Annotated in this window: 23 protein-coding genes and 2 pseudogenes; 14 read left to right on the top strand and 11 right to left on the bottom strand. The window is 69.2% G+C overall.

The window, feature by feature from the left end; genetic code table 11:
• The first annotated feature begins 73 nt into the window (after positions 1-73).
• Positions 74-1,258, top strand: a complete 1,185-nt coding sequence (locus tag ABS361_20630) for an ABC transporter substrate-binding protein (GenBank protein XBY44391.1) — start codon at positions 74-76, stop codon at positions 1,256-1,258.
• 113 nt (positions 1,259-1,371) lie between these two features.
• On the opposite strand, the gene ABS361_20625 is transcribed toward ABS361_20630, so the two are convergent.
• From ABS361_20625 to ABS361_20610, 4 genes are all read right to left on the bottom strand, one after another.
• Positions 1,372-2,145 carry an alpha/beta fold hydrolase gene (locus ABS361_20625; GenBank protein XBY44390.1) on the bottom strand — a complete coding sequence of 258 codons (774 nt, stop codon included), beginning with the start codon at positions 2,143-2,145 and terminating at the stop codon, positions 1,372-1,374.
• A 160-nt stretch (positions 2,146-2,305) separates the two neighbouring features.
• Complete coding sequence (gene phbB / locus ABS361_20620) at positions 2,306-3,031, bottom strand: acetoacetyl-CoA reductase (protein XBY44389.1); 726 nt, start codon at positions 3,029-3,031, stop codon at positions 2,306-2,308.
• 171 nt (positions 3,032-3,202) lie between these two features.
• Entirely contained in the window at positions 3,203-4,378 is a 1,176-nt protein-coding gene (locus ABS361_20615) for an acetyl-CoA C-acetyltransferase (protein XBY44388.1), read from the bottom strand.
• Between the two features lie 272 nt (positions 4,379-4,650).
• The gene (locus ABS361_20610) at positions 4,651-5,970 is read right to left on the bottom strand and encodes a pilus assembly protein (GenBank protein ID XBY44387.1); all 1,320 of its coding nucleotides are present in this window, start codon (positions 5,968-5,970) and stop codon (positions 4,651-4,653) included.
• Positions 5,971-6,301: 331 nt separating this feature from the next.
• On the opposite strand from ABS361_20610, the gene phaR reads away from it, so the two are divergent.
• From phaR to obgE, 6 genes are all read left to right on the top strand, one after another.
• Positions 6,302-6,877 carry a polyhydroxyalkanoate synthesis repressor PhaR gene (gene phaR, locus ABS361_20605; protein ID XBY44386.1) on the top strand — a complete coding sequence of 192 codons (576 nt, stop codon included), beginning with the start codon at positions 6,302-6,304 and terminating at the stop codon, positions 6,875-6,877.
• A gap of 411 nt (positions 6,878-7,288) precedes the next feature.
• On the top strand, positions 7,289-7,600 hold the full coding sequence (gene rplU / locus ABS361_20600; GenBank protein ID XBY44385.1) for a 50S ribosomal protein L21: 312 nt from the start codon (positions 7,289-7,291) through the stop codon (positions 7,598-7,600).
• A 134-nt stretch (positions 7,601-7,734) separates the two neighbouring features.
• Positions 7,735-8,007 (top strand): 50S ribosomal protein L27, encoded by a 273-nt coding sequence (rpmA, locus tag ABS361_20595; protein XBY44384.1) that lies wholly within the window; start codon positions 7,735-7,737, stop codon positions 8,005-8,007.
• A 168-nt stretch (positions 8,008-8,175) separates the two neighbouring features.
• The gene (locus ABS361_20590) at positions 8,176-8,862 is read left to right on the top strand and encodes a GNAT family N-acetyltransferase (GenBank protein XBY44383.1); all 687 of its coding nucleotides are present in this window, start codon (positions 8,176-8,178) and stop codon (positions 8,860-8,862) included.
• Positions 8,859-9,413, top strand: coding sequence for a GNAT family N-acetyltransferase (locus ABS361_20585; GenBank protein ID XBY44382.1), 555 nt, complete (start codon positions 8,859-8,861; stop codon positions 9,411-9,413). Before ABS361_20590 ends, ABS361_20585 begins: the two co-directional genes overlap by 4 nt.
• Positions 9,414-9,423: 10 nt before the next feature.
• On the top strand, positions 9,424-10,467 hold the full coding sequence (obgE, locus tag ABS361_20580; protein XBY44381.1) for a GTPase ObgE: 1,044 nt from the start codon (positions 9,424-9,426) through the stop codon (positions 10,465-10,467).
• A 20-nt stretch (positions 10,468-10,487) separates the two neighbouring features.
• Here obgE and ABS361_20575 read toward each other — a convergent pair whose 3' ends face one another.
• The 5 genes from ABS361_20575 to ABS361_20555 all read right to left on the bottom strand — a co-directional run bounded on the left by ABS361_20575 (position 10,488) and on the right by ABS361_20555 (position 15,242).
• Positions 10,488-11,714, bottom strand: coding sequence for an MFS transporter (locus tag ABS361_20575; GenBank protein XBY44380.1), 1,227 nt, complete (start codon positions 11,712-11,714; stop codon positions 10,488-10,490).
• Between the two features lie 205 nt (positions 11,715-11,919).
• A complete protein-coding gene (gene ureC, locus ABS361_20570; protein XBY44379.1) occupies positions 11,920-13,632 on the bottom strand; it encodes an urease subunit alpha in 1,713 nt (570 codons plus the stop codon).
• A gap of 57 nt (positions 13,633-13,689) precedes the next feature.
• Positions 13,690-13,995: an urease subunit beta gene (locus ABS361_20565; GenBank protein ID XBY44378.1), complete on the bottom strand. Its 306-nt coding sequence runs from the start codon at positions 13,993-13,995 to the stop codon at positions 13,690-13,692.
• A 22-nt stretch (positions 13,996-14,017) separates the two neighbouring features.
• Positions 14,018-14,320: an urease subunit gamma gene (locus ABS361_20560; protein ID XBY44377.1), complete on the bottom strand. Its 303-nt coding sequence runs from the start codon at positions 14,318-14,320 to the stop codon at positions 14,018-14,020.
• A 70-nt stretch (positions 14,321-14,390) separates the two neighbouring features.
• Complete coding sequence (locus ABS361_20555; protein XBY44376.1) at positions 14,391-15,242, bottom strand: urease accessory protein UreD; 852 nt, start codon at positions 15,240-15,242, stop codon at positions 14,391-14,393.
• 562 nt (positions 15,243-15,804) lie between these two features.
• Here ABS361_20555 and ABS361_20550 point away from each other — a divergent pair.
• Together ABS361_20550 and ABS361_20545 are read left to right on the top strand one after the other, a co-directional pair.
• The gene (locus ABS361_20550) at positions 15,805-17,367 is read left to right on the top strand and encodes a D-alanyl-D-alanine carboxypeptidase family protein (protein ID XBY44375.1); all 1,563 of its coding nucleotides are present in this window, start codon (positions 15,805-15,807) and stop codon (positions 17,365-17,367) included.
• A gap of 144 nt (positions 17,368-17,511) precedes the next feature.
• Complete coding sequence (locus tag ABS361_20545) at positions 17,512-18,768, top strand: GTP-binding protein (GenBank protein XBY44374.1); 1,257 nt, start codon at positions 17,512-17,514, stop codon at positions 18,766-18,768.
• Between the two features lie 8 nt (positions 18,769-18,776).
• Here the strand turns inward: ABS361_20545 and ABS361_20540 are convergent, their stop codons facing one another.
• Complete coding sequence (locus ABS361_20540) at positions 18,777-19,061, bottom strand: sulfurtransferase TusA family protein (GenBank protein ID XBY44373.1); 285 nt, start codon at positions 19,059-19,061, stop codon at positions 18,777-18,779.
• A 201-nt stretch (positions 19,062-19,262) separates the two neighbouring features.
• On the opposite strand from ABS361_20540, the gene ABS361_20535 reads away from it, so the two are divergent.
• From ABS361_20535 to ABS361_20525, 3 genes are all read left to right on the top strand, one after another.
• A complete protein-coding gene (locus ABS361_20535; GenBank protein XBY44372.1) occupies positions 19,263-20,414 on the top strand; it encodes a hypothetical protein in 1,152 nt (383 codons plus the stop codon).
• Positions 20,415-20,553: 139 nt separating this feature from the next.
• A complete protein-coding gene (locus ABS361_20530) occupies positions 20,554-22,053 on the top strand; it encodes a phosphomannomutase/phosphoglucomutase (GenBank protein ID XBY44371.1) in 1,500 nt (499 codons plus the stop codon).
• Between the two features lie 78 nt (positions 22,054-22,131).
• Positions 22,132-22,455, top strand: a complete 324-nt coding sequence (locus ABS361_20525) for a hypothetical protein (protein XBY44370.1) — start codon at positions 22,132-22,134, stop codon at positions 22,453-22,455.
• A 57-nt stretch (positions 22,456-22,512) separates the two neighbouring features.
• Here ABS361_20525 and ABS361_20520 read toward each other — a convergent pair whose 3' ends face one another.
• Complete coding sequence (locus ABS361_20520) at positions 22,513-23,109, bottom strand: arylesterase (protein XBY46972.1); 597 nt, start codon at positions 23,107-23,109, stop codon at positions 22,513-22,515.
• A 233-nt stretch (positions 23,110-23,342) separates the two neighbouring features.
• Here ABS361_20520 and ABS361_20515 point away from each other — a divergent pair.
• Both ABS361_20515 and ABS361_20510 read left to right on the top strand, forming a co-directional pair.
• Positions 23,343-24,126 (top strand): annotated as a pseudogene (locus ABS361_20515) (ATP-binding cassette domain-containing protein).
• Positions 24,127-24,178: 52 nt separating this feature from the next.
• Positions 24,179-26,754: pseudogene (locus ABS361_20510) on the top strand (ABC transporter permease).
• The last annotated feature ends 6 nt before the right edge of the window (positions 26,755-26,760 follow it).

Below are 26,760 nucleotides of genomic sequence, written 5' to 3'. Positions count from 1 at the left end.
ACGCCCCGGCGTCGGATCCGGCCTCGACCGGAATCGAACGCGCCCCATCCTGCCGATCGAGGTGGAGTATCCGATGAAGACGACGACCAAAGCCCTGTTGGCGCTGCTCGCGACGAGCGCCCTCATGACCGGTGCCGCCGCGACCGGCGCAGACGCCCAGGACCGCAAGGTGAAGATCGGCCTAATCTACACGCTGAGCGGCCCCGCCGCCGTGCTCGGCGAGCAGGCCCGCGACGGCTTCCTGCTCGCCGCCGAGAAGCTCGGCAACAAGTTCGGCGGCCTCGACGCCGAGATCATCGTCGAGGACGACGAGCAGAAGCCCGATGTCGGCGTGACCAAGGTCAAGCGCATGCTGCAGCGCGACCAGGTCGACTTCGTCATCGGCCCGATCTTCTCCAACGTGCTCGGCGCCATCGTGAAGCCGGTCACCGGCGCCGACACGTTCATGATCAGCACCAACGCCGGCACCTCGAACCTCGCCGGCAAGGACTGCAACGCCAACCTGTTCGTGACGTCCTATCAAAACGACCAGATCCACGAGGTCTCGGGCAAGTATGCCGAGACGCAGGGCTACAAGCGCGTCGTCCTGATCGCGCCGAACTACCAGGCCGGCAAGGACGCGCTCGCCGGCTTCAAGCACTCCTACAAGGGCGAGGCGGTGCTGGAGACCTACGTGCCGCTCGGCCAGCTCGACTACTCGGCCGAACTGGTGCAGATCGCCGCCGCCAAGCCTGACGCGGTCTATGCCTTCCTGCCCGGCGGCATGGGCGTCAACTTCGTCAAGCAGTACCGCCAGGCGGGGCTGGAGACGATCCCGTTCCTGTCGGCCTTCACCGTCGACGAGACCACGCTGTCGGCGCAGCGCGACGCCGCCCTCGGCTTCATGGCCGGATCGAACTGGGCGCCGGATCTCGACACGCCCGACGCCAAGGCCTTCGTCACGGCCTATGAGAAGAAGTTCAACCGCGTGCCCGCGACCTTCGCGGTGCAGGCCTATGACGCGGCGATGATGATCGACGCGGCGCTGAAGAAGACCGGCGGTGACCTCAAGGACAAGAACGCCCTGCGCGCGGCGCTGAAGACCGCGTCCTTCACCTCGCCGCGCGGAAAATTCCGCTTCGGCGACAATCACTTCCCCATTCAGGACTTCTACCTGACCAAGGTGGTGAAGCGCCCCGATGGCCAGTTCGCGACGTCCTACGTGAAGACCATCTTCACCGAATACAAGGACAACTACGCGGCCGAATGCAAGATGTGAGTCCGGTCCCGCGCCGCCCCTGACGGCGCGGGATCACCTCGTCCGGCGGCGGGTGTCATCACCCGCCGCCGGACGGATGAGCCGGCTAACCAGATGCTCTGACGCTGCGGTCTTCACTCCGCTGCCGTGACTTCGGCGATGATCCGGTTCACCTCGCGCGGCACTTCGAGGTGCGGCATGTGACCGACGCCCGCGAACAGATGGACGCCGACGGTGCCGGGCACGCCGAGCGTCTGCCGGGTCGGCAGCACCCGATCCTGATTGCCCCAGATCAGCCGGACCGGATGTGGTAGGCCGGCCAGCGCTCCGAGGTCGAAACTCTTCTGCCGTTCGCCGTCGAGGATGGACTCCACGATACGGGCGAGCGTCGCAGTGACGCGCGGATCGCGCCGCCGCTCCGCCATCCGCTCGGCGACCGAGCGCGGGATCGGCCGTTCGAAGCCGAAGAACTGTTCCAGCAACGCCTGGATCTCGTGCGCCTCGGTCGCGGTCGCGAACCGGCGCAGCAGGCGATGGTTGATCTCGGCGCCGAAGCCGCCGGGCGCCACCAAGGTCAGGCTCGCCAGCCGGTCCGCCTCGGCGAGCTTCAGCGCGACGATGGTCGCGGTTGCGCCGCCCATCGAATGGCCGACCAGATGAAACCGCCCGACGCCCATCGCCGACAGCGAGCCGATGACGGCCTTGGCCGAGACCCCGGCATGGCCGATTTCCGGCCAGTCGATCGCTGCGCCATGGCCCGGCAGATCGAAGGCGATCACGCGCCGGCGCGCCTCGAAGGCGATGGTCTGGGCGAGCCAGCTCTCCCGATCGCCGGCGAAGCCGTGCAGGAACACGATCGGGGTCCGCCCCTCGGGGCCGGCGGAGAGATGCGGCAGGATCGTCGACATGAGGGCTCCGATGGCGCTGACGAACGGGACGGCGAAAACGGCGACGGGGGCCGCGAAGGCCCCCGTCGAGAGTTTTAGAACAAGGTGCGGCGTTGCGAAATGCTCCGGTCGTCGCCCCCGTCGAGGGTCGAGATCCGGCGTTCCGCGACCCCGCGCCCGATCAGACGACGTACTGCGCGCCGTTGATGGTCAGCGTCGAGCCGGTGACGAAGCCGGCGTCGTCCGAGGCGAGGAACACCACGCCGCGCGCGATCTCCTCCGGTTCGCCGAGGCGGCCGGCCGGGATCTGCGGCAGGATCTTCGCCTTCAGCACCTCTTCCGGCACGGCCTTGACCATGTCGGTGGCGATATAGCCCGGGCAGATCGCGTTGACGGTGACGCCCTTGGCCGCGTTCTCCTGCGCGAGCGCCTTGACGAAGCCGAGGTCGCCGGCCTTGGCGGCCGAGTAGTTGACCTGGCCGGCCTGGCCCTTCTGGCCGTTGATCGACGAAATGATGATGATGCGGCCGAAGCCCCGGTTGCGCATGCCCTCGATGACCGGACGGGTCATGTTGAACAGCGAGTCGAGGTTCGTGCGGATGACCGCCGACCACTGCTCCTTGGTCATCTTGTGGAAGAAGCCGTCGCGGGTGATGCCGGCATTGTTGACCAGGATCTCGATCGGACCGAGCTCGGCCTCGACGCGGGCGACACCGGCCGCGCAGGCGTCGAAATCACCGACGTCCCACTTGTAGGTCGGGATGCCGGTCTCGCCGGTGAACTTGGCCGCGGCCTCGTCGTTGCCGGCGTAGCTCGCCGCCACCTTGTACCCGGCCGCCTTCAGCGCCTTCGAGATCGCCGCGCCGATACCGCGCGAGCCGCCCGTCACGAGTGCAACCCTGCTCATACTGTTCTCCCTGGAGTTTTATGGCTTCTTTTGGCCACGCCGACGGTTGATGTCGAGCGAGACGATCGGTCTAGCGGGTTGCGCCGACGGGTAACCCACGTACCCGCGCGCACCCCGATGCGGGGGGAGCGCTGCCGCTCCCGCCGCGATGATGAGACGTCCGCCCCGCGCTCAGCGCTCGACGGTCAGCGCGATGCCCATGCCGCCGCCGATGCACAGCGTGGCGAGGCCCTTCTTGGCATCGCGACGCGCCATCTCGTGCAGCAGCGTGACGAGGATGCGCGCGCCCGAGGCGCCGATCGGATGGCCGATGGCGATCGCGCCGCCGTTGACGTTGACCTTCGAGGTGTCCCAGCCGAGGTCGCGGTTGACCGCGATCGCCTGCGCCGCGAAAGCCTCGTTGGCCTCGATCAGATCGAGGTCGTCGGCCTTCCAGCCGGCCTTCTCGAGCGCCTTGCGCGAGGCCGGGATCGGGCCCGAGCCCATGATCGCCGGATCGACGCCAGCGGTCGCCCAGGAGGCGATCCGCGCGAGCGGGGTCAGGCCGCGCTTGGCCGCCTCCTCGTCGGTCATCAGCACGAGCGCCGCGGCGCCGTCGTTGATGCCCGAGGCGTTGCCGGCGGTGACGGTGCCGTCCTTGGAGAAGGCCGGACGCAGCTTGGCGACCGCGTCGATCGTCGCGCCGTGACGGATGTACTCGTCCTGGTCGACGACCTTGTCGCCCTTCTTGTCCTTGATGGTGACCGGCGCGATCTCGTCGGCGAAGCGACCGGCCTTCTGCGCGGCCTCGGCCTTGTTCTGCGAGGCGACCGCGAACTGGTCCTGCTCGTCACGGGTGATCTGCCACTTGGTGGCGACGTTCTCGGCGGTCGTGCCCATGTGGTAGCCGTTGAAGGCGTCCCAGAGGCCGTCCTTGATCATCGTGTCGATGAACTCGACGCTGCCCATCTTGGTGCCGGTGCGCATCTGCGCGGCGTGGGTCGACAGCGACATGCTCTCCTGGCCGCCGGCCACGATGATGTTCGCGTCGCCCGCCAGGATCTGCTGCATGCCGATCGCGACCGTGCGCAGGCCCGAGCCGCAGACCTGGTTCAGGAGCCACGCGGTCGAGCCTTCCGGCAGGCCGGCGGCGATCGCGGTCTGGCGGCCGGGGTTCTGGCCCTGCGCCGCGGTCAGCACCTGACCGAAGATCAGTTCGTCGACTTCCGCTGCCTCGACCTTGGCGCGCTCGAGCGCGGCCTTGACCGCGACGGCGCCGAGCTGGTGGGCCGGCAGGGTCGAGAGCGCCCCCGAGAAGCTTCCGACCGGCGTGCGCGCAGCGCCGACGATGACGATGTCCTTGGCCATGAATTCCTCCTCCGAACCCGTTCGTGCGCCGGATGGGCGAGCCACAGGACGAGCCCACCTGACGAGTATGGTGCCGATCGATCGCGCGATGGTCGCAAGCACCCGCGCGCGGTCGTCCTCTTCGGCGCGAATAGAGACGGGCCACACCCTAGTGTCAATGCGAGCAAGTGGCTTTGCGGCTCGTCAATCCGTCTGACGGCGCGCGACCGAACGCCCCTGCGGCAGGCTTGCCGCAGGGGGGATCCGCGCACGTTTCAGCGCGAAAACCGGGATCAGCTGGTGAGGCGGGCGGCCTGGACGGCCTTCTGGAACAGCGCGCTCATCGCCTGCGCGATACCGCCGCTCGGACTGACCTCGAAATAGAGGCCCGGCGAGGCGCAGGACTGCATGTTGGCGCCGATCTTCGACGCGAAAGGCGCAACCGTGGTGTTGTACCAGTCGTTGGACGGCAGCGGCAGATAGGTCGTATAGAGCACCGCGATCTTGATGCCCCGGTTCTTGATCGTGGTGCAGTTCGCGACCGTGATCGGTTCCTGGCAGCGACCGCCGCCGAGCGGGGCTTGCGAGCAGCTGTTGTTGTAGTGGTCGTTGAGGCCGTCCGAGACGATGAACAGCACCTTCTGCGGTGTCACCGAGCTCGACGCCCCCGACCCTGGCGTCGGGATCGCCTTGTTCGCCTGCACCATGACGCCGTCGAGATCGGTGGTCATGTCGTTGTTGTAGCCCTGATAGGGCATGGTCATCAGGTCGATCGTCGCCGCCGCGGTCTTCGCCTTGTCGAGATCCGAGGACAGCGCATAGATCGGGGTCAGGCCGAGCGTGTCCGCCGACGTCCCGAACGTGTAGATGCCCATCCGGAACTGACCCGTCACCACCGCCGTGCTCTTGGCCGTGTCCATGAGCTGCTGCGTCGCGGTCCGGAGCACGTCGATCCGGGTCGTGACGTTGTTCTTCTTGGCGATCGCGTAGTTGTCGTTGGTCGAACCGGTGATGTGGCAGGCGAAGGCGCAACCGCCGGTCAGCCCTTCCATCTTGGAGATGTCCGCCGTGGTCGCCGCCACGCCCATCGACGGCGTGTTGTCGAGCGCGAGATAGAAGTCGATGTAGGTCGGCATCGCGCCCGTCGCCGCAGCCGAGCCGCCGAGATTGAGCGTCTTCAGGCCGAAAATGCCGAGAAAGCTCGTCGTCCCGGTCGCCGTGTAGCTGACGGTGACGGAACGAATGCCGTTGGTGTCGGTCACCACCGCCGTCGCCGTTCCGACCGGCACGCTCGCATTTGCCGCCGCCTGCGCCTTGAAAACCTTGAGCGCCAGCGCCTGGGCGTCGGTGGCGGTCAACGCCAACGCGGTCCGGCTGACCGCCGCGAGCGAGGCCGAATCCGCAGCTTCGTCGAAACGCGCCTTCTGGCCGACGAACAGGAAATAGTCGGCGGTGCAGCCGACCGACACGGTCATCGGCACGACCGCGAGTGCGAAGATGACGGAGACGGTGGCCCGCCGGTCCGAAGCGGCCCGCCGCACCACCCCGCGCAGGCGCGCCGCCGCACGCCACCAAGGGGCGCGGTTGGGAACTGGGCTCGGACACTCGTTCATCGCGTTGCAACCGGCGACGGAGGGACTAGTCTTCGACTTTGGTTGTCGAACGATGCCGCAGGAATTGCAAATGTCTAATTATATCGCGCCTATGTTTTCGGAGATCAGCGTTTCCGAGAGGTAAATACGCAAATATCCGCGACATTACTTTCCGCAACGGTAGATACGGCGTCGATGCGACACCGTGACGGAGCCCTTCGCGGCCGCAAAAAAACATTTGTCGTCAGCCACTAAAACTCCCTAATCTCCCCCCGTCGGGAGAAAATGCGTCCGTCCCGGCTCGATGGCCCTGGAGCCCGAGCCGGCGGGCGGCGGCAAGGATCGGGATAAGATGGCGAAGACCGAAGAGCCCACGATCATCAAGAAATACGCGAACCGGCGCCTCTACAACACCGGAACGTCGACCTACGTCACCCTCGAAGACCTCGCCGAGATGGTCAAGAACGAAGAGGACTTCGTGGTCTTCGACGCCAAGTCCGGCGACGAGATCACCCGTTCGGTGCTGACGCAGATCATCTTCGAGCAGGAGAACAAGGGCCAGAACCTGCTGCCGATCGCCTTTCTGCGCCAGCTGATCCGCTTCTACGGCGACAGCATGCAGAATCTGGTGCCGAGCTATCTCGAATTCTCGATCGACAGCTTCAAGCGCGAACAGACCAAGCTGCGCGAGCAGATGAGCCAGGCCTTCGGCGCCACGCCCTTCGAGGCGATGGAAGAACAGGTGCGGCGCAATTCCGAGATGTTCGAGCGTGCGATGCGGATGTTCCTGCCGCCTTTCGGCGCCGGGGTCGACGCGGCCGCCCGCCCGAAGACCGAGGAAGGCGCCGGCGGCACCGAGCTCGACACGCTGAAGCAGCAGGTTGCCGAGATGCAGAAGCGCCTCGACGCGATCGCCAACAAGGGCTGAAGCCCGATCGGCGACCGGCATCGCGCCCGCTCCGCCGCCCGGCACGGGACGGCGGCAGTCGCGATCCGTCCCGCACATCGCTCCGATGCAGCACGGGGCCGGAATTCGCGAGCTTCCGGCGCGGTTTCGATTGACAGCGCGCCGATCCTCCTTATAACCGCACCATTCGCGAGAGCCGGGTCCAGCACCCGGCTTGTTGCGCTGTCCGAGGCAGCGGCGCCGGACGATCGGATCAGATCGCCGGTCTCAGCCGCGAAAGCCCGCCCGACGACACCCGCCAGCGGCTGTCGAGGTCCCTCCGGAGCGATCCGGAGCGTGGTCGTTTCGTGCGGCGCCGAAGGGCGCGTGGTATGGGTCGGCGGTGCCGGGCGGGAGCCTCGTGCCGTCATCCGAGAAGAACGGAAGAAGACGATGTTCGCGGTCATCAAGACCGGTGGCAAGCAGTACCGCGTTGCCGCCCAGCAGGTTATCACGATCGAGAAGCTCGAGGCCGAGGCCGGCCAGACGGTTTCCTTCGACGAAGTTCTCATGGTCGGCGAAGGCGCCGATGTGAAGGTCGGCGCGCCGACCCTCGCCGGTGCCGTGGTTTCGGCGGAAGTGGTCGAGCAGACCCGGGCGAAGAAGGTGATCATCTTCAAGAAGCGCCGCCGCAAGAACTCGCGCCGCAAGGAAGGCCATCGCCAGGACCTCACCAAGGTCCGCATCACCGAGATCCGCGCCTGAGCGGCACTCGGGGTTTGATCGAAGCACGGTTCGAAGCTAAGCTAGCCTCGAACAAGGTTTGAGAGCGCCCGCGCGGCCAGCCGGATCCTGATGTGATCCGCGCCCGCGGGCCATGAGTTCGAAGGAGCAGTTCCATGGCTCATAAGAAGGCAGGCGGTTCGTCCCGCAACGGCCGCGACTCCGACGGCCGTCGCCTCGGCGTCAAGAAGTTCGGCGGCGAAGCCGTCATCCCGGGCAACATCATCGTTCGTCAGCGCGGCACCAAGTGGCATCCGGGCGCGGGCGTCGGCATCGGCAAGGATCATACGATTTTTGCCGTCGTCGAGGGCCGTGTTCGCTTCGATGCGAAAGCGAACGGCCGTACGTATATCTCCGTAGCGCCGAATATGGCGGCGGCAGCGGAGTAAGCCGGCAAGATGAAAGATCTCATCGCCGGCGTCCCAGCGACCCGGCGGTGATGATCCGATCATCGCACTTCTCAGGCCCTCAAAGGGTCCGGCGAGAAAGGGGAGATGGGGCGCCATCTTCCCTTTCGGCGTTTTCGGCCGGAACTCAAGAGCACGGAGAAGTGCCCCATGACATCGCAGTCTTCCGGGACCAGTTTCCCGCCCATCTTGCCCACCGCCGCGGTCGCCGCGGCTGACGATCTCGCGACGCTCGTCATCGAGACACGCCGGCTGGTGCTGCGCCAGCCGACGCGTGACGATGCCGAGATGGTCGCGACGCTCGCCAACGACGCGGCGGTCGCGGAGAATCTCTCCACGCTCCCGCACCCGTATGGGCTCGACGACGCGCTCGCCTTCATCGACAACACCGAGATCACACCGTCCCGCGTGAACTTCGGCGTCTATCTGAAGGGCGAGGATCCGGCGTTCATCGGCACGATCAGCCTGATGCCGCGCGACGGTGAGAAGTTCTCGATCGGCTATTGGATCGGCCGGCCGTTCTGGGGCCGCGGCCTCGCCACCGAGGCCGCCCAGGCGATGGTCGACCTCGCCTTCGAGCGCTTCGAGGCGCCGTCGGTCGCCGGTGCCGCGCGGGTCACCAACGGCGCCTCCCGGCGCGTGCTGGAGAAGTGCGGCTTTCAGTATGTCGACCAGGGCATGGGGCCCTCGCTGTTCCATCGCGGCATGGTGCCGGTCGACCGGTTCCGGCTCGAGCGCTCGGTCTGGAAGTCGTTGCGGCTGTGGCGCGCCGCCGACGTGACCGAGACCGCCGGCCCGACGCTGACGCCGCCGGCACTCGTCGGGTGCGACGGATGACGAGCACGACCATCGCGGCGGCCTCGCCGGACGAGGCCGTCACGCTCCGGACGGCGCGGCTGACGCTGCGCCCCTACGAGCTGGACGATGCCGACGCGCTCGCCCGGGCGCTCGGCGACATCGAGGTCGCGCGCTGGCTGGCGCGCGTGCCGCATCCCTATACGCGCGACGACGCCACCGGCTTCGTCGAGGCGTCGCGGCAGGCGGGACCGGCATCGCCCGGCTTCGCGATCCTGTTCGGCGGCCGGCTCGTCGGCGGCATCGGCCTGCGCCAATCCGACGACACCACCGAGCTCGGCTATTGGCTCGATCGTGCTCATTGGGGCCGCGGGCTGATGACCGAGGCGGCCACGGCCGTGGTCGCCCATGGTTTCGGCGCGATGGGGCTGGCGGAGATCCGTTCCGGGGTCTTCGTCGGCAACGAGGCGTCGCTGGCGATCCAGAAGCGCCTCGGCTTCGAGATCGTCGGTCGGCACATGGTGCATTCCATTGCGCGCGGCGAGAGCGTGCTTCATATCGATACCCGGCTCGTCGCGAGCCGAAAACTCTGAGACCCACACGATGCGATTTCTCGACCAGGCCAAGATCTACATCCGCTCCGGCGATGGCGGCGCGGGGTGCGTCTCGTTCCGGCGCGAGAAATTCATCGAGTTCGGCGGCCCGGATGGCGGCGACGGCGGTCGCGGTGGCGATGTCTGGGCCGAATGCGTCGACGGTCTCAACACGCTGGTCGACTATCGCTACCAGCAGCACTTCAAGGCCAAGGCCGGCGGCCACGGCATGGGCCGCCAGCGCGCCGGCGGCAAGGCCGCCGACATCGTGCTGAAAGTGCCGGTCGGCACCGAGATCCTCGAAGAGGACGGCGAGACGCTGGTCGCCGACATGACCGAGATCGGCCAGCGCGTGCTGCTCGCCGAGGGCGGCAACGGCGGCTTCGGCAACGCCCACTTCAAATCGCCGACCAACCAGGCGCCGCGCCGTGCCAATCCCGGCCTCGAAGGCCGCGAGCGCTGGCTCTGGCTGCGCCTGAAGCTGATCGCCGACGCCGGCCTCGTCGGCCTGCCGAACGCCGGCAAGTCGACGTTCCTGGCGACCGTGACTTCGGCCAAACCGAAGATCGCCGACTATCCCTTCACGACGCTGCACCCCGGCCTCGGCGTCGTGCGCGTCGACACGCGCGAGTTCGTACTCGCCGACATTCCCGGCCTGATCGAGGGCGCCCACGAGGGCCACGGCCTCGGCGACCGCTTCCTCGGCCATGTCGAGCGCTGCCGCGTGCTGCTGCATCTGGTCGACGCCAACGAGGCCGACGTCGGCAAGACCTACAAGGTCGTGCGCAAGGAGCTGAAGCTCTACGGCAACGGCCTCGACGAGAAGCCCGAGATCGTCGCGCTGTCGAAGGCCGATACGCTGAGCGAGGAGGAGCGCGTCGAGAAGCTCGCCGCGCTGAAGAAGGCCGCCCGCAAGACGCCGATCGTGCTTTCCTCGGCGACCCGCGAGAACACCGACAAGGTGCTCAAGGCCCTGCTGCGCGCGATCGACAACGCCGACGCCGAGCTCGATCTCGACGTGCCGGCCGACAAGATCCAGCCCTGGCGGCCGTGAAGGCCGCCTGATCCGCGCGCTCAGCTGGCCGTGACGGCACCTGGGCGGCGGGTCTTCTCGATCCGCCGGAGCCAGAGAAAGCCACCGAGCGCGATCACGATCAGCACCGTGATCACAGCAAGCACGCTGCCGAGCCCGCCGCGATCGAGCAGCGCCGTGACGATCACCGGCGCCAGCGCATTGGCGAGGTTCTGCGGCAGCGACAGGCGGCTCGCGCGCCAGCCGTATTCCCCGGCCGAGAAGAACGACAGGGGCAGTACCGAGCGGGCGACCGTGGTGATGCCGGCGCCGAAGCCGTAGAGCACCACGAAGGCGACGAGCAGCCCGGTCTCTCCACGGGCAATGGCCAGGAACGGCAAGGCGATCAGGATCAGCGCCAGCCCCGCGGTCGCGGTCACGACCGGCGTCCCGCGCGCGCCGACCATCGCATCGGCGAAGCGCGCCATGATGCCGAGCACCGAACGCGCCGAACCGAGTTGCAGCGCCAGCCCGCCCGACGCCCCGGCCTGCCGGAACAGCTCGAGCAGCGACGGCGACAGACCGAAGGTCACGAAGCTGCACAGCGTCGTCACCACCGCGATGACGGCGAACACAATCGACTGATCCCGCGGAGACAGCTCGAGCGGCGGCACCGTGGTCGCCAGCGCCTCCGGACTGCCGGAGACGAGCGGCCGAGGCAGCGCGAACAGATTGAGCGGAACGCCGATCGCAAGATTGAGCAGGGCCGCGACGAGGCAGGTGTGCCGCCAGCCGATCGCCTGTTCGAGGGTCGCCAGGATCGGCCAGAAGATGCCCGCCGAAAGGCCGGTCAGCACCATCAGCAGTCCGATCGTGCGGCGCGCATCGACGCCCTGCCGCTCAACCACCGCGGCATAGCAGGCCGTCGACAGGCCGAGCCCGCCACCGACCCCGATCACACCCCAGGCGATGAGAAAGACGACGATGCCGCGGCTCTCGGCGAGCAGCACGAGCCCCGCGGCGAAGGCGAGCGACCCGGCGGCGAGAACCTTGGCCGCGCCATGGCTCACCAGCAGCCGCCCGACCGTCGGCCCGAGCAGCGCCGCGGTCAGCATCATGAGCGTCAGGCCGGAATAGACCAGTTCGTTGGCGACCCCGATGTCGCGCGCCATGATCCGGCCGAGCACGCCCGGCATCTCATAGGTGGTGCCCCAGGCGATCAGCTGGGTCACGGCCAGGACGGCGATGGTCCGGAAGCGCGGCGGCGCGAGGGAGACGGGCGAATGCAAGGGCGAACCGGCGGTGACGCGCCGCCGGAACGGCCGGCAGCGGAGCGCCCGTTATAGAGAAGCCGGTGCGGGTCCGGAATCGTCGATGCCGCCCGGAGCCATCCGAGCCGGCGGGACCTGCTCTGCGACGACCGTGCAGCTCGCGCCGTCGCCGGCCAGGAAGCCCCGACGGCGCCGCCGCGCCGTCGTCGATCTACCTCCGCGATCAGAACAGGAAGTAGCGCTGCGCCATCGGCAGTTCGGTCGCCGGTTCGCAGGTGAGCAGCTCGCCGTTGGCGCGGACTTCGTAGGTCTCCGGGTCGACCTCGATGTCCGGCGTCGCGTCGTTGAGGATCATCGCCTTCTTGCCGATGCCGCCGCGCGTGTTCTCGACCGGCAGCACGACCTTGTCGAGGCCGAGCTTCTCGGCGATGCCGGCCTCGTAGGCCGCCTTCGAGACGAAGGTGATCGCCGACTGCGACAAGGCCTTGCCGAAGGCGCCGAACATCGGCCGGTAGTGCACCGGCTGCGGCGTCGGGATCGAGGCGTTCGGATCGCCCATCGGCGCGGCCGCGATCGTGCCGAGCTTCAAGACCAGATCCGGCTTGATGCCGAAGAAGGCCGGCGACCACAGCACGAGGTCGGCGAACTTGCCGACCTCGACCGAGCCGACATACTTCGACAGGCCATGGGCGATCGCCGGATTGATCGTGACCTTGGCCATGTAGCGACGGACGCGGAAATTGTCGTTGTCGCCGGTCTCCTCCGGCAGCCGGCCGCGCTGCTGGCGCATCTTGTGCGCCGTCTGGAAGGTGCGGATCAGCACCTCGCCGACGCGGCCCATCGCCTGGCTGTCCGACGACACGACCGAGAAGGCGCCCATGTCGTGCAGGATATCCTCGGCCGCGATCGTCTCGCGCCGGATGCGGCTCTCGGCGAAGGCGACGTCCTCGGGGATCGACGGGTCGAGGTGGTGGCAGACCATGAGCATGTCGAGATGCTCGTCGAGCGTGTTGCGCGTATAGGGCCGGGTCGGGTTGGTCGACGACGGGATGACGTTGGCGAGACCGGCGACCTTGATGATGTCAGGCGCATGGCCGCCGCCCGCGCCCTCGGTGTGATAGGCGTGGATCGTGCGGCCCTTGAAGGCGGCGATCGTATCCTCGACGAAGCCCGACTCGTTCAGCGTGTCGGTGTGGATCATCACCTGCACGTCATAGTCGTCGGCTACCGCCAGACAGTTGTCGATCGTCGCCGGCGTCGTGCCCCAGTCCTCGTGGAGCTTCAGCGCGCAGGCGCCCGCGAGCACCTGCTCGGCGAGAGCGGCCGGCAGCGCGGCGTTTCCTTTGCCGGCAAAGGCAAGGTTCATCGGGAAGGCTTCCGCCGCCTGCAGCATGCGCTTCAGATGCCACGGGCCGGGCGTGCAGGTGGTCGCCGCCGTGCCGGTCGCCGGGCCGGTGCCGCCGCCGAGCATGGTCGTGACGCCGGAATAGAGCGCCTCGTCGATCTGCTGCGGGCAGATGTAGTGGATATGGGTGTCGAGCGCGCCGGCGGTCAGGATCTTGCCCTCGCCGGCGATCGCCTCGGTGCCCGGCCCGACGATGATGTCGACGCCCGGCTGGACGTCCGGATTGCCGGCCTTGCCGATGCCGACGATCTTGCCGTCCTTGAGGCCGACGTCGGCCTTCACGATCCCCCAATGGTCGACGATCAGCACGTTGGTGATGACCGTGTCGACCGCGCCCTCGGCGCGGGTCGTCTGCGCCTGGCCCATGCCGTCGCGGATGACCTTGCCGCCGCCGAACTTCACCTCCTCGCCGTAGGTGGTGAAATCCTTCTCGACCTCGATGATCAGATCGGTGTCGGCAAGCCGCACCTTGTCGCCGACGGTCGGCCCGAACATGTCGGCATAGGCGGCGCGGGAGATCTTGGTGGACATGGTGAGGCTAGCCCCGGAAGAAGATGGAAATGAAGCAGGAAACCAAACGGCGGCGGATCACAGTTTCCCCATCACCGCCTGCCGGAACCCGTAGACCTCGCGCTTGCCGCCGAACGGCACCAGCGTGACGCTGCGGGTCTGACCGGGCTCGAAGCGCACCGCCGTGCCGGCCGGGATGTCGAGCCGCATGCCGCGGGCCTGGGCACGGTCGAACGACAGGCCCGGGTTGGTCTCGAAGAAATGGTAGTGCGAGCCGACCTGGATCGGCCGGTCGCCGGTGTTGGCGACATCGAGCGTGACGGTCGGCAGGCCGGCGTTGAGCTCGATCTCGCCTTCGGCCGGAATGATTTCACCAGGGATCATGGGAAGGGCTCCGAAGCTTCGTTCAGCGGATCGGCTCATGGACGGTGACGAGTTTCACGCCGTCCGGAAAGGTCGCCTCGACCTGGACATCGTGGATCATCTCGGCGATGCCCGGCATCACCTGATCGCGGGTCACGACATGGGCACCGGCCTCCATCAGCTCGGCGACCGAGCGGCCGTCGCGCGCGCCTTCCATGACGAAGTCGGAGATCAGCGCGATCGCTTCCGGGTGGTTGAGCTTCACGCCGCGCTCGAGCCGCTTGCGCGCGACGATCGCGGCCATGGCGATGAGCAGCTTGTCCTTCTCTCGGGGCGTCAGGTTCATCGGATCTCTCGGAACTTTCGTCTATCGGGGAAGCGGAGGGAGTGGCGGTCGGAACCGGGCGGCGGGATCGTCAACAGAACCAGGGTCGCGGCAGCGGCCGGCCGCGCAGAGCTTCGAGCAGCGTCGCGAGCTCGGCCCGGAGCGTCCGGGCGGAAGCCGACACGAGGCGGACGGCGAGCAGGCCGCCCCAGGCGCTGACGCCGGCTTCCGTTTCGAAACTCTCGACGATTTCGCGGCACGCGTCGAGGCGGCTCTCGGCATCCGGCGCGATCAGGAGCACTGTCGAGGTCGCGATCGCGCCGCCGCCGGTCGCGGGGCCGGCGAGGATCGCGGCCGCATCGCCGTCGAGCCGGAGCACGTCGGCATAGACGAGCCGGCCGGCGCGGCGGATCTCGAACCGGTCGGCGAGAAAGCAGCGCTCGACCCGCTCGCCCATCGCGGCGCGGCCGAGGAACACCGTCTCCACCATCAGGAGCCGCGCGTCGGCGGCCATGTCGACGGAGAGACGCCGGTCGAGCCGCGCGCCGTCGAACAGGATCGTCTCCTGCGGCAGCCATTCGGCCGAGGCGCCGGCACCGACGACGATACGATTGTCGATCCGGCCGGTCTCGGCCGCTCCGGTCGCGCGATAGACCCGTTCGGCCGCCTGCGAAGTGACTGTGGCCGCCGCGCCGTCGTCCCAGATCGCCGAGAAGGCGAGCGCGTCGCCACCGGCGATGCCGCCGGCCGTATTCAGAAAGACGGCGGTCGGCGAGGTCTCATGGGTGCGCGGCATGCGGATCTTGGCCTGCCCCTCCTGATAGAGACGGCGCGCGCGGGTCGCGCCGTCGCGGACCGCGAAGGCGACCTCGGCGGTGCCGCGTGCGCGTTCGAGCCGCGTGGCGCACCCGAAGCCGGCCCGGCCCACGCCCCCTACGCCCACGCTCGCGCTCCCGACCTTCGCGCTCCCGACGTCTGCGATGCCCAGATCCATCCTCGCCCCTGATACTGCCCGGCTCCGCTCGACCGCATCCACGCGGCGCGATCGGCGGCCGCCGACACGGCCCGTTATCCCCGGATCAGTACGGAGCAAGACGGGGGCCAAATCGGTTCGCCGCAATGTCGACCGTTTCATGGTGATCTTCGCCGCCGCTCTCCGTTCTGACGAGAGGGCGAATGCCCATTTTCTGAGCAGCGATGCCGGCGTGGCCGGAGCCGTCGTTGCGCAGACCAGGGCTTGCGCCGATCGTGCCGCCACTTGGACGAAACCGGGCAAATCGGTTATCTGAAGAGGCTCGGACACCACCGGGCCATCCGCGGCACCTGCGGGAGACATCGAGATCGTGATCAAGCCGTCGCAGCGCGCCCGGTCCACTGCCGCCCGCCTCTCTGCCACCCGCCTCTCTGTCGCCCGTCCGGCCAACCTCCCGGACCCTGCGCCCACGTCGCCGATCGGCCGTACGGCACTCCGGTTCGCGCGCCGCGCAACGATGACGCTGGCGGCGTTGGCCACCCTGCTGCCGCTCGCGAGCGCGCCGGCCGGCGCGGCCCCGGGCGCGGGTGCCTACCTGATCTTCGACGTCCGCTCCGGCGAGGTGCTGTCGAAGCACAATGCCGATCAGGCCTGGTATCCGGCCTCGATCACCAAGCTGATGACGACCTACGTCACGCTGCAGGCGATGCGCGCGGGCCGGATCCGGCCGACCTCGCCGGTGGTGATGTCGGCGGTGGCCGCCAAGCTGCCGCCGAGCAAGATGGGCTTTCCGGTCGGCACGGTGGTGACGATCGAGAACGCGCTCAAGATGATCATGGTCAAGTCGGCGAACGACATGGCCTGGGCGCTCGGTGAATCGGTCTCCGGCTCCAAGGAGGCTTTCGTCGCCGAGATGAACGCCACCGCGCGCCGGCTCGGCATGTCGGCGACGCGTTGGAACAACCCGAACGGCCTGCCGGACCCGAACCAGTGGACCACCGCGCGCGACCTCGGCGTGCTCGCCCGCGCGCTGTTGCGCGACTTCCCCGAGCGCACCGATCTCTACCGCATCCCCGGCATCCAGATCGGCAACGAGATCATCAAGAACCACAATCACCTGCTCGACCGCTTCCCCGGCACGGACGGCATGAAGACCGGCTTCATCTGCTCGTCGGGCTTCAACGTCGTTGCCACCGTCACGCGCGGCGACCGCAAGCTGGTCGGCGTGGTGCTCGGCTCGCCCTCGGCGAGAGCGCGCGCGGAACTCGCCGCGCAGCTCTTCACGCAGGCCTTCGACAAGCCGACCGGCGGCGGGCTCTTCGGCGGTCTGGCCGACGGCGAGACCATCGATCGGATGCCGCGCGGCCCCGAGGCCGGCCAGCCGGTCAAGGACATCAAGGAAGAGATCTGCGGCAAGAAGCGCAAGAAGACGCCGGACGTCGAGGATATCGGCGAGGATCCCGTGCTGCGCGTCGAGGCCCGCGCCGGCGCCAAGCAGGGCGACATCGTCCGTCCCGGCCAGGCCGGGCGCACGACGCCGACGCGCGTGTCCTACCTGACCGCCCCGTTCAATATCGGCCCGGTCGTTCAGGTCTGGACCGGCGGCGCGGACCCGTTGCCGAACCAGCCGACCACCGCGCTCGCCATGGCGCCGACCGCGCCGGTGCCCGGCCTTCCGGGCCAGGCACTTTCCGGCCAGGCCCAGCCGCGCAACTCCGTCGCCGCCGCCACCGAAGCCGCGCCGGCCGCCGGCGCGATCCGGCCCGGCGAGACTCCCGAGATCGATCCCGGTCGCGGCAGCGTCGCCGCGCGCGCCTTCTCGCTGTTCCAGTCGACCCCGGAGGGCGCCAGCATCCCGGTCGTGAACAACAATTCGAGCGCCGGCGTCGCGGCGAGCCTGCCGCCCTCGGACGGCCGGCCGCTGCGGATCACCGAGCTCGGCGGCGCCCCCGCCGCGGCCACGCCGACACAGGCCGCACAGCCGATCGCCGAGGGCCTGCCGATCCCGCGGCCGAAGCCGTCCGATCTCGCCGCGGCCCCGGCCAAGTCGCTCGCCACGCCGCACAAGCGGCAGCGCAAGAACACCGACGGCTGAGCGCCAGCGACTGAGCGCCAGCGACTGGGCCGACACCCGAGCGACGCCGAAAAGCCGGCGCTCGGCGGCAGCGAACCATCCGACGGCTGCGATGCCGTCCTCACCGGCCGTCATGGGGCACGGCCCAATTCCGGAGAACCACCCGTGTCCGACCGCGCCCCGCCCACGATACCGCCCGCGCCGATCCCGCTGACCGTCCTCACCGGCTTCCTCGGCGCCGGCAAGACCACGCTGTTGAACCGGCTGCTCAAGGATCCGGCGCTCGCCGGCACCGCCGTGATCATCAACGAGTTCGGCGAGGTCGGCGTCGACCACGTGCTGGTCGAAAAGGCCGACGACGGTATCGTCGAGCTCTCCTCCGGCTGCCTGTGCTGCACGATCCGCGGCGACCTTGTGCGCACACTCGAGGATCTCCTGCGCGCGCGGGACAACGGCCGGATCGACGCCCTGAACCGCGTGGTGATCGAGACGACCGGCCTCGCCGATCCCGCGCCGATCCTGCACACGATCATGCGCCACCCCTACCTGCTGCAGCGCTACCGGCTCGACGGCGTCGTCACGCTGGTCGACGCCGTCAACGGCATGGCGACGCTCGACGCGCAGGAGGAGGCGGTCAAGCAGGCCGCGGTCGCCGACCGCATCGTGCTGACCAAGACCGATCTCGTCCCCGACACCGACCGGGCCAGGCTCGTCGTGCTCGCCACCCGGCTGAAGATCCTCAATCCGGCCGCGCCGATCCTCGACGCCGCCAGGGGCGAGGCAACCGCGACCGCGCTGATCGAGGCCGGTCTCTGGAACGCCGACGCCAAGTCGGCCGACGTCAAGCGCTGGCTGGCGGAAGAAGCCTATCGTGACCGCGAGAGCGAGCGCCGGCGGCTGGAGGCGCGTCTCTCCGGCGGCGGTCATCTCGCCGGCACGCATGTGCACGACGATCATGACCATGACCACCATCACGACCACGACCATCATGATCATGACCACGATCACGACCATCACCACCACGATCCGAACCGGCACGATCAGCGCATCCGCGCCTTCTGCCTGACCACGGATCAACCGGTGGCGACCGGAGCGCTGGACCTGTTCCTCGACCTGCTCCGCTCCGCGCACGGCCCGAAGCTCCTGCGCATGAAGGGCGTGGTGAAGCTCCTGGAAGATCCCGAGCGGCCGCTGGTGCTGCATCTGGTCCAGCATGTGATGCATCCGCCGGCGCAGCTCGCCGGCTGGCCGGACGAGGACCACCGCACGCGGCTGGTCTTCATCACCAAGGATCTCGACGAGGGCTTCGTGAAGCGCATGTTCGACGCCTTCGTCGGCGCGCTGGCGCCCGACACGCCGGATACCGCCGCGATGGTCGACAATCCGCTGCGGATCTCGGGTTTCTCCGGCACGTTCGGCTGAGACCCGCCTCAATCGGCCGAGGCGGCGCCCTCTGGGTCTCGCGCCGGACCGGCCGCGATCTCGAAGCGCAGCACGCGCTCCGCGCGTGTCTGCGACAGCAGTTCGTGGCCGTCCTCGTGGCACATGTGCGGGATGTCGATCGCCGCCATCGGATCGGTCGCCTCGACCACCAGCCGCTCGCCCGGCAGCATCCCGGCCAAGGCCTTGCGGGCGCGCAGCACCGGCAACGGGCATTTCAGCCCGCGCAGGTCGAGTTCGCGGGGCGGCGGAGCGTCGTTCGTCGCGTCTTGCATGGTCGGCGGCCTCTTGTCGGCCCCTCCCCTGCCAGCTATCCCCGAGATCGGCAAGCCGCCCGGCCGATCCGGCCGTAAGGACCCTTCCGCAGAGGATCGCCCCTGCCACCGATCAGCCTGCCACGCGCCGGTCCGTCCACTGGCTCATCCCTCCCGACCCGGCTCGCGCGCGAATGGCGCGCGTTCCGGATGCGCCGCCGGATGGCAGCGGCGATCCGGCCGGTCCTCGCCGATCGGACGCGCACGTTGCGCGAGGAGATCGAGGCGCTTGCGGCCGAGCGACCGGAAGCGCCGGCCTGGATCGTGGGCGACGCCGAGGCTCATGCGCCGGTCTGGACGCTCGCCGACATCGCCGGGCTCGCCCATCGCTATGCCCGCTTCGCCATCGTCGCCGGCGCGGCCGCCGACCAGGGTCGGCGCGGCGCGCGCGTGGCCGTCGTCATGCCGGCCGGTCCGCAGAGAACCGCCGCGCTCCTCGGCCTCGCCATGGCCGGCGCCGCGGCCGCGCCGGTGCCGGAAACCGCAACGCCGGACGCGCTCGGCCGCTGGCTGACCGCGCTCGCCGCACCGCATGTGCTGCTCGCGCCCGCCTGGCTCGACGGGTTCGAGGCCGCCGTGCCTCATCTCCGATCGCCGGCGCAGGTCTGGGTCGACGGCACGCCGCACCTCGCCTACATGCGCATCGACGAGGCGCTCGCGGGCTTCTCCGAGACGCCGCTCGAACGCCTCGATCGCCGACCGCTCCGCCCCGACACCACCGCGCTCGTCGTCCCCTGTGGCCCGGTCGAAGCACCGGCCGCGGTCCGGATCTCCCATCGCCGGGTGCTCGCCCTCGGCCATGCGCTCGCCACCGGCCTCGATCTCGCGGATGGCGACCGTCTCGCTCTGCCACCCGGCGCGAGCGCCCTCGATACGCTCGTCGCAGCCCTCGCGGTCTGGACCGCAGGCGGCGCGATCGCCGAACCGGTCGGAAGCGAAGACCTCGCAATCCAGCCGGCCGCACCGCGCCCGCTGCGCCGCGACCGCTGGCACCTGCCGCTCATCGATGGGTTGCCGCTGATCGGCCGCGGCGAGGCCGAGGGCGCGCTCGGCCGCCCGCCTCGGCCATCCTTGCCCGTCTCGCCCTTCGCGTGCCGTCTCGCGCTCCGGCCGGCCGGCGAGGGTCAGATAACGATCGCCGAACGGCTCGACGACAAGGGCGCGAAGCGCATTCTCCACGCCGGTGCCGCAATCACCGGCGACCAATGGCTCCTGACCGGTCCGAACGCGCATCTATCGCCCGATGGCGCCTGGGAGCCGTCTGTGCCGTCCGATCTTGCGCCGCCGCCCCGTCGGAACGCCGTCCCCCCTTGACGGCGCCCCCCAAAACGGGACATTCGGCCGCAATCCTCGTCGGCGCGGTGACGGGGCCGGTCAGACACCAAGCCGCTCGGCGAGCGGCGCCCACCGATACGACTTCAATCGCTTTCTCTTTCCAAGGTCAGGATTTCCCATGTTCCCGAAGCCGAAGCCGCAGCTCGTACCGAACACCTACGCCTACGAGTCGGAGCCGATGGTCAAGGCGACCGGCTTCCGCGAGTACGATGCGCGCTGGCTGTTCGGCAAGGAAATCAACCTGATGGGCGTGCAGGCGCTCGGCATGGGCCTCGGCACGCTGCTCGGCGAGATGGGCGTCAAGCGCGAGATCGTCACCGGCCATGATTTCCGCGGCTACTCGGCCTCGATCAAGATGGCGCTGGTCTCCGGCCTGATGGCCGCCGGCGTGCGCGTGCACGACATCGGCCTCGCGGTCACGCCGATGGCCTATTTCGGCCAGTTCGCCCTCGACGTGCCGGCCGTGGCGATGGTCACCGCCTCGCACAACGAGAACGGCTGGACCGGCGTCAAGATGGGCGCCAACCGCCCGCTGACCTTCGGCCCGGACGAGATGAGCCGGCTGAAGGAGATCGTGCTCGGCGCGAATTTCGACCTGATCGGCGGCGGCTCCTACGTGTTCGAGAACGGCTTCGCCGAGCGCTACATGGCGGATCTCACCAACCGCCCGAAGATCAAGCGCAAGCTCAAGGTCGTGGTCGCCTGCGGCAACGGCACGGCCGGCGCCTTCTCGCCCCAGGTCATCGAGGCGCTCGGCTGCGAGGTCGTGCCGCTCGACGTCGAGCTCGACCACACCTTCCCGCGCTACAATCCGAACCCCGAAGACCTCGAGATGCTGCATGCGATCCGCGACAAGGTCCTGGAGACCGGCGCGGACATCGGCCTCGGCTTCGACGGCGACGGCGACCGCTGCGGCGTGATCGACAACACCGGCGACGAGATCTTTGCCGACAAGGTCGGCGTCATGCTCGCCCGCGACCTGTCGAAGCTGGTGCCGAACGCGACCTTCGTCGTCGACGTCAAGTCGACCGGCCTGTTCGCCTCCGACCCGGTCCTGAAGGCCAACGGCGTCCACGCCGACTACTGGAAGACCGGCCACTCCTACATCAAGCGGCGCGTCAACCAGCTCGGCGCCGTCGCCGGCTTCGAGAAGTCCGGCCACTACTTCTTCAACGCCCCCGTCGGCCGTGGCTACGACGACGGCCTCGTCTCGGCGATCGCGATCATCGACATGCTCGACCGCAACCCGGACAAGTCGATGGCCGACCTCAAGAACGCGCTGCCGAAGACCTGGGGTTCGCCGACCATGTCGCCGCATTGCGCCGACGAGGTGAAGTACGAGGTCGTCAAGCGCGTCGTCGCCCGGTTCGAGAAGCTCAAGGCCGAGGGCGGCAGTGTCGGCGGCCAGCCGATCACCGACCTCGTCACCGTCAACGGCGTGCGCATCGTCACCGCCGACGGCACCTGGGGCCTCGTCCGCGCCTCGTCGAACAAGCCGGAGCTCGTCGTCGTGGTCGAGAGCCCGGTCTCCGAGGCGCGCCTGCACGAGATGTTCAAGGGTGTCGACGCGGTGCTGCGCGAAAACCCGGAAGTCGGCGCCTACAACCAGACGATCTGATCCGATCCGGACCGATCGGCCGTCGAGGCCGTGCGCGCGCGCCCCACGCGCGGCCTCGATCGTCTCAGGAGAACGACAATGGCGAATGCAGGCGCGGCCAAGGCCGAGGCGCCCCCGATGAAGGTCTACGGCTTCTGCTGGTTCAAGCGCGACCAGTACGTGGCCGCGCGCGCGATGATGATCGACCCGCAGGACCTGTTCGACACCTATGACGAATGGCTGCACGAGGCCCGTGCGATCGAAGCCAAGGCGCAGTCGGAAGGCGTCCGCGTGATGCGCATCCGCTTCGACCCGGTCAGCTTCGCCTGGTTCTGCCGCGTCCAGGGCATCCTGCCCGACAACCAGGCCCGCGCCGCCTGGGCTGCGTCGGAGGCGAAGGAGCGTTACGACGGCAAGAAGTGATGGCGGGCGCGGCGCCCGATCACACGGGGCCGTTTGCGCCGCTTAAGCCTTGCTCGATCACCCGGCCTTCGCTTTCACCTGGCCCAGCAGCTCCTCGACCTTCGGCAGGATGCGCTCGACGATGATCTTCACGCCGGCCGCGTTCGGATGGATGCCGTCAGGCTGGTTGAGCGTGCGGTCACCGGCGACGCCGTCAAGGAAGAACGGGTAGAGCAGTGCCCCGTGCTTCTCGGCAATGGCCGCGAACAGCGGATCGAAGGCCTTGGCATAGGGCTCGCCCAGATTGCGCGGCGCATACATGCCGGCGACCAGCACGGGCAGCTTCTTCGCCCGGAGCCGGCCGACGATCGCATCCATATTGTCCCGCGCCGCCGCCGGCGGCAGGCCGCGCAGCGCATCGTTGGCGCCGAGTTCGACGATCACCGCGTCGGCGTCGTCCGGGACCGACCAGTCGAGCCGTGCGAGGCCCATGTCGGTCGTATCGCCCGAGACGCCGGCATTGACGACCTCGACCGCATGCCCCTTCGCCCGCAAGGCCGCCTCGAGCCGGCTCGTGAAGCCGTCGGGGTCGGGCAGGCCGTAACCGGCGGTCAGGCTGTCGCCGAAGGCGACGAGCTTGACCGGTCGGCCCGCCGCCCTTGCGCCACGGCTCACGACCGCAGCCCCGACAAGACCGGCGAGGCTCGCCAGAACGATGCGGCGGGACGGGAAGAGGGGCGCGTCGGGCGTCACGATGATCTCCGTCTGAAATCGAACCTGGCTGTTTGGAAACGGGCCGAACCGAAACCGGACTGGATCGGAACCGGGTGCCGCACCATGTGAGCATCGGATGCGGCCGGAGCAAGGCCGACGGCCGGGCGCCGCCGCATCGACCGACGCCGGCTGCCATGATGCCGCCGTGTGTCTTCGATGCTAATGCCCGGTCCCTAATGCCCCGCCCCGCCGTTCGGATCCACACAAGCAGGTGCCCCTTGCCCTCAACAGCCGCCGCCCCGCTCGCGATCGACCTCGACGACGTCCACCTCAGCCTCGGCCAGGGCGCCGTCCGCGTCGACATCCTGCGCGGCGCGAGCCTCAAGGTCGCGACCGGCCAGTCGATCGGCGTGGTCGGCCCGTCCGGCTCCGGCAAGTCGACGCTCCTGATGGTGCTCGCCGGGCTGGAGCGGCCCGATCGCGGTCGGGTGGTCGTCGCGGATCAGGATCTGACCCCGCTCGACGAGGACGGCCGGGCGCTGTTCCGCGGCCGTTCGGTCGGCATCGTGTTCCAGTCGTTCCATCTGGTGCCGACCATGACCGCGCTTCGAGAATGTCGCGGTGCCGCTCGAACTGGCGGGCCGCCGCGACGCCTTCGAGCGCGCCCGCGCCGAGCTGACCGCCGTCGGCCTCGGCGCCCGGGTGAACCACTATCCCTCCGAAATGTCCGGCGGCGAGCAGCAGCGCGTCGCCATCGCCCGCGCACTCGCGACCGACCCGACGATCCTGGTCGCCGACGAGCCGACCGGCAATCTCGATCAGGCGACCGGCAAGCAGATCGCCGACCTGATCTTCGAGCAGCAGCGCAAGCGCGGCACCACGCTGGTGCTGGTCACCCATGATCCGGCGCTCGCCGCGCGCTGCGACCGCGTCGCCCACGTCGCCGACGGCCGGGTCGCCGTCGCCGAACCCGCCTGACCGGCCGACCGCGCCGCTCCCCTGACGCCCCTCCCGCACGAGATCGCGCCCGATGCCGAGTTTCGCCCCGCCGCCGGTGACGCCCCCCGGCCTCGCGCTCGCCTTCCGCTTCGCGCTGCGCGAGCTGCGCGGCGGCGTCGCCGGCTTCCGCATCTTCATCGCCTGCATCGCGCTCGGCGTCATGGCGATCGCCGGCGTGCTGTCGATCGGCCGGGCGCTGACCACCACCATCGCCGAGGAAGGCCAGACCCTGCTCGGCGGCGACATCGCCTTCTCGCTCCTGCATGTGCCACCCGACGCCGACCAGCGCGCCTTTCTCGCCAAATTGGGGACCGCGTCCGAAGTCGCGACGCTGCGCGCCATGGCGCGCAAGCCGGAAACCCTCGACCAGGCGCTCGCCGAGGTGAAGGCGGTCGACGCCGCCTATCCGCTCTATGGCCGGCTCGAGGTCGAAGGCGGCGGCGACTGGAAGGCGCTGACCGCGAAACAGCCGGACGGCTCGTTCGGCGCGTTGGCCGAACAGGCGCTGCTCGTCCGGCTCGATCTCAAGGTCGGCGACCGCATCGCGCTCGGCGCTGCGACGCTGACGCTCACCGGCGTGATCACGGCCGAGCCCGACAAGGCGGCCGGCGGCATCGGTTTCGGCCCGCGGCTGCTGATCACGCGCGACGCGCTCGCCGCGACCGATCTCGTCCAGCCCGGCAGCCTGATCCGCTTCACCACCCGCGTCCGCGTCGACGGCCCGGCCGACGAGGCCCGGCTTTCCGCCATCGAAAAACAGGCCGAAGTCGCCTTCCCCAAGGCCGGCTGGGAGGTCCGCTCGCGCGCCAATGCCGCGCCGGGCCTGAAGGCGAACATCGAGCGCTTCACCCAGTTCCTGACCCTGGTCGGGCTGACCGCGCTGGTCATCGGCGGCGTCGGCGTCGCCAACGCGGTCAGGAGCTATCTCGACCGCAAGCGCGAGGTGATCGCGACCTGGAAGTGCCTCGGCGCGACCGGCGGCTTCGTGTTCAAGGTCTACGCGCTGGAAGTCATGATGCTCGCCGGCATCGGCATCGCGATCGGGCTGGCGCTCGGCTCGGTGCTGCCGATCGCGATCGGCGCCTATCTCGCCGACATCGTGCCGATCGGCGCCCGCGCCGCCGTCTACCCGCGCGAGCTCCTGCTCGCGGTCGCCTATGGCTTCCTGACCGCGGCAGCCTTCGCGCTGCCGGTCATCGGCCGCGCCCATGACGTGCCGCCGACGGCACTGTTTCGCGGTGCGGTCGAGACCGCGCGCCGCTGGCCACGGCGGCGCTACCTGATCATGACGGCGGTCGTGCTTGCCGCGCTGGTCGGGCTCGTGCTGACGCTCTCCGACGATCCGCGCATCACCGTGCCTTATCTGGGCGCTCTGATCGGCGCCTTCGTCGTGCTGCGCGGCGTCGGGCTCGGCATCATGGCGCTCGCCCGCCGCATGCCGCATCTCCACTCGACCGAATGGCGCCTCGCCATCGCGGCGATCCACCGGCCGGGCGCCCTGACGCCCTCGGTCGTGCTGTCGCTCGGCCTCGGCCTGACGCTGCTGGTCGCGCTCGCCGGCATCGACTACGGCCTGCGCGCCGAACTGACGTCCAGCTGCCGAAACAGGCGCCGAGCTTCTTCTTCCTCGACGTGCCGAGCCGCGACGCGGCCGCCTTCCGCGACCTGATCGGCCGCGAGGCCCGCGGCGCGACGATCGAGGAAGTGCCGATGCTGCGCGGCCGCATCGTCGCGCTGAAGGGCGCGCCGGCGGCCGAGACCGACGTCGAGCCCAACGCGCGCTGGGTGCTCTCGGGCGATCGCGGCATCACCTTCTCCGAGACGCTGCCGGAGCATTCGACGCTGGTCGGCGGGCAATGGTGGGCCAAGGACTACGCCGGCCCGCCGCTCGTCTCGTTCGACTCCGAGCTCGCCAAGGGTCTTCATCTCGGCCTCGGCGACAAGCTGACCGTCAACGTGCTCGGCCGCGAATTCGAGGTGACGATCGCGAGCCTGCGCAAGGTCGAGTGGGACAGTCTGGCGATCAATTTCGTGATGGTGTTCTCGCCGAACACCTTCAAGGGCGCGCCGGTCACGCGGCTCGCGACCGTCACCTGGCCCGGCGGCGGCACAGCCGAGCAGGAACTGGCGCTGCTCCGGACCGTGACCAGGACCTATCCGGCGATCACCTCGCTCCGGGTCAAGGACGCGCTCCAGTCGGTCGAGGAGATGATCACGAAACTCTCGCTCGGCGTGCGTGTCGCGGCCGGCGTGACCGTGATCGCCAGCGTGCTGGTGCTCGCCGGCGCCTTGGCGAGCGGCCAGCGCCGCCGGCTCTATGATGCGGTGATCCTGAAGACGCTCGGCGCCACCCGGCGCCGGCTCGTCAGCGCCTTCGGGCTCGAATTCGCGCTCCTCGGCGCCGCGACCGCGGTGTTCGGCCTCGCGGCCGGCACCGGCGCCGCATGGTACGTGCTGACCAAGGTCATGCGGCTCTCCTTCGCCTTCTCGCCCACGACCGCGGTCGTCACGATCCTGGCGGCGCTCGTCGCCACCGTCGGCTTCGGCCTCATCGGCACGTGGCGGGCGCTGCGGGAGAAGCCGACCATCCTGCTGCGCGACCCCTGAGGGCTC

Source organism: Ancalomicrobiaceae bacterium S20 (assembly GCA_040269895.1).
Lineage (GTDB): Bacteria > Pseudomonadota > Alphaproteobacteria > Rhizobiales > Ancalomicrobiaceae > Methyloraptor > Methyloraptor flagellatus.
The sequence above is the reverse complement of the archived record's forward strand: the minus strand, read 5'-3'. Positions and strand labels throughout refer to the sequence as shown.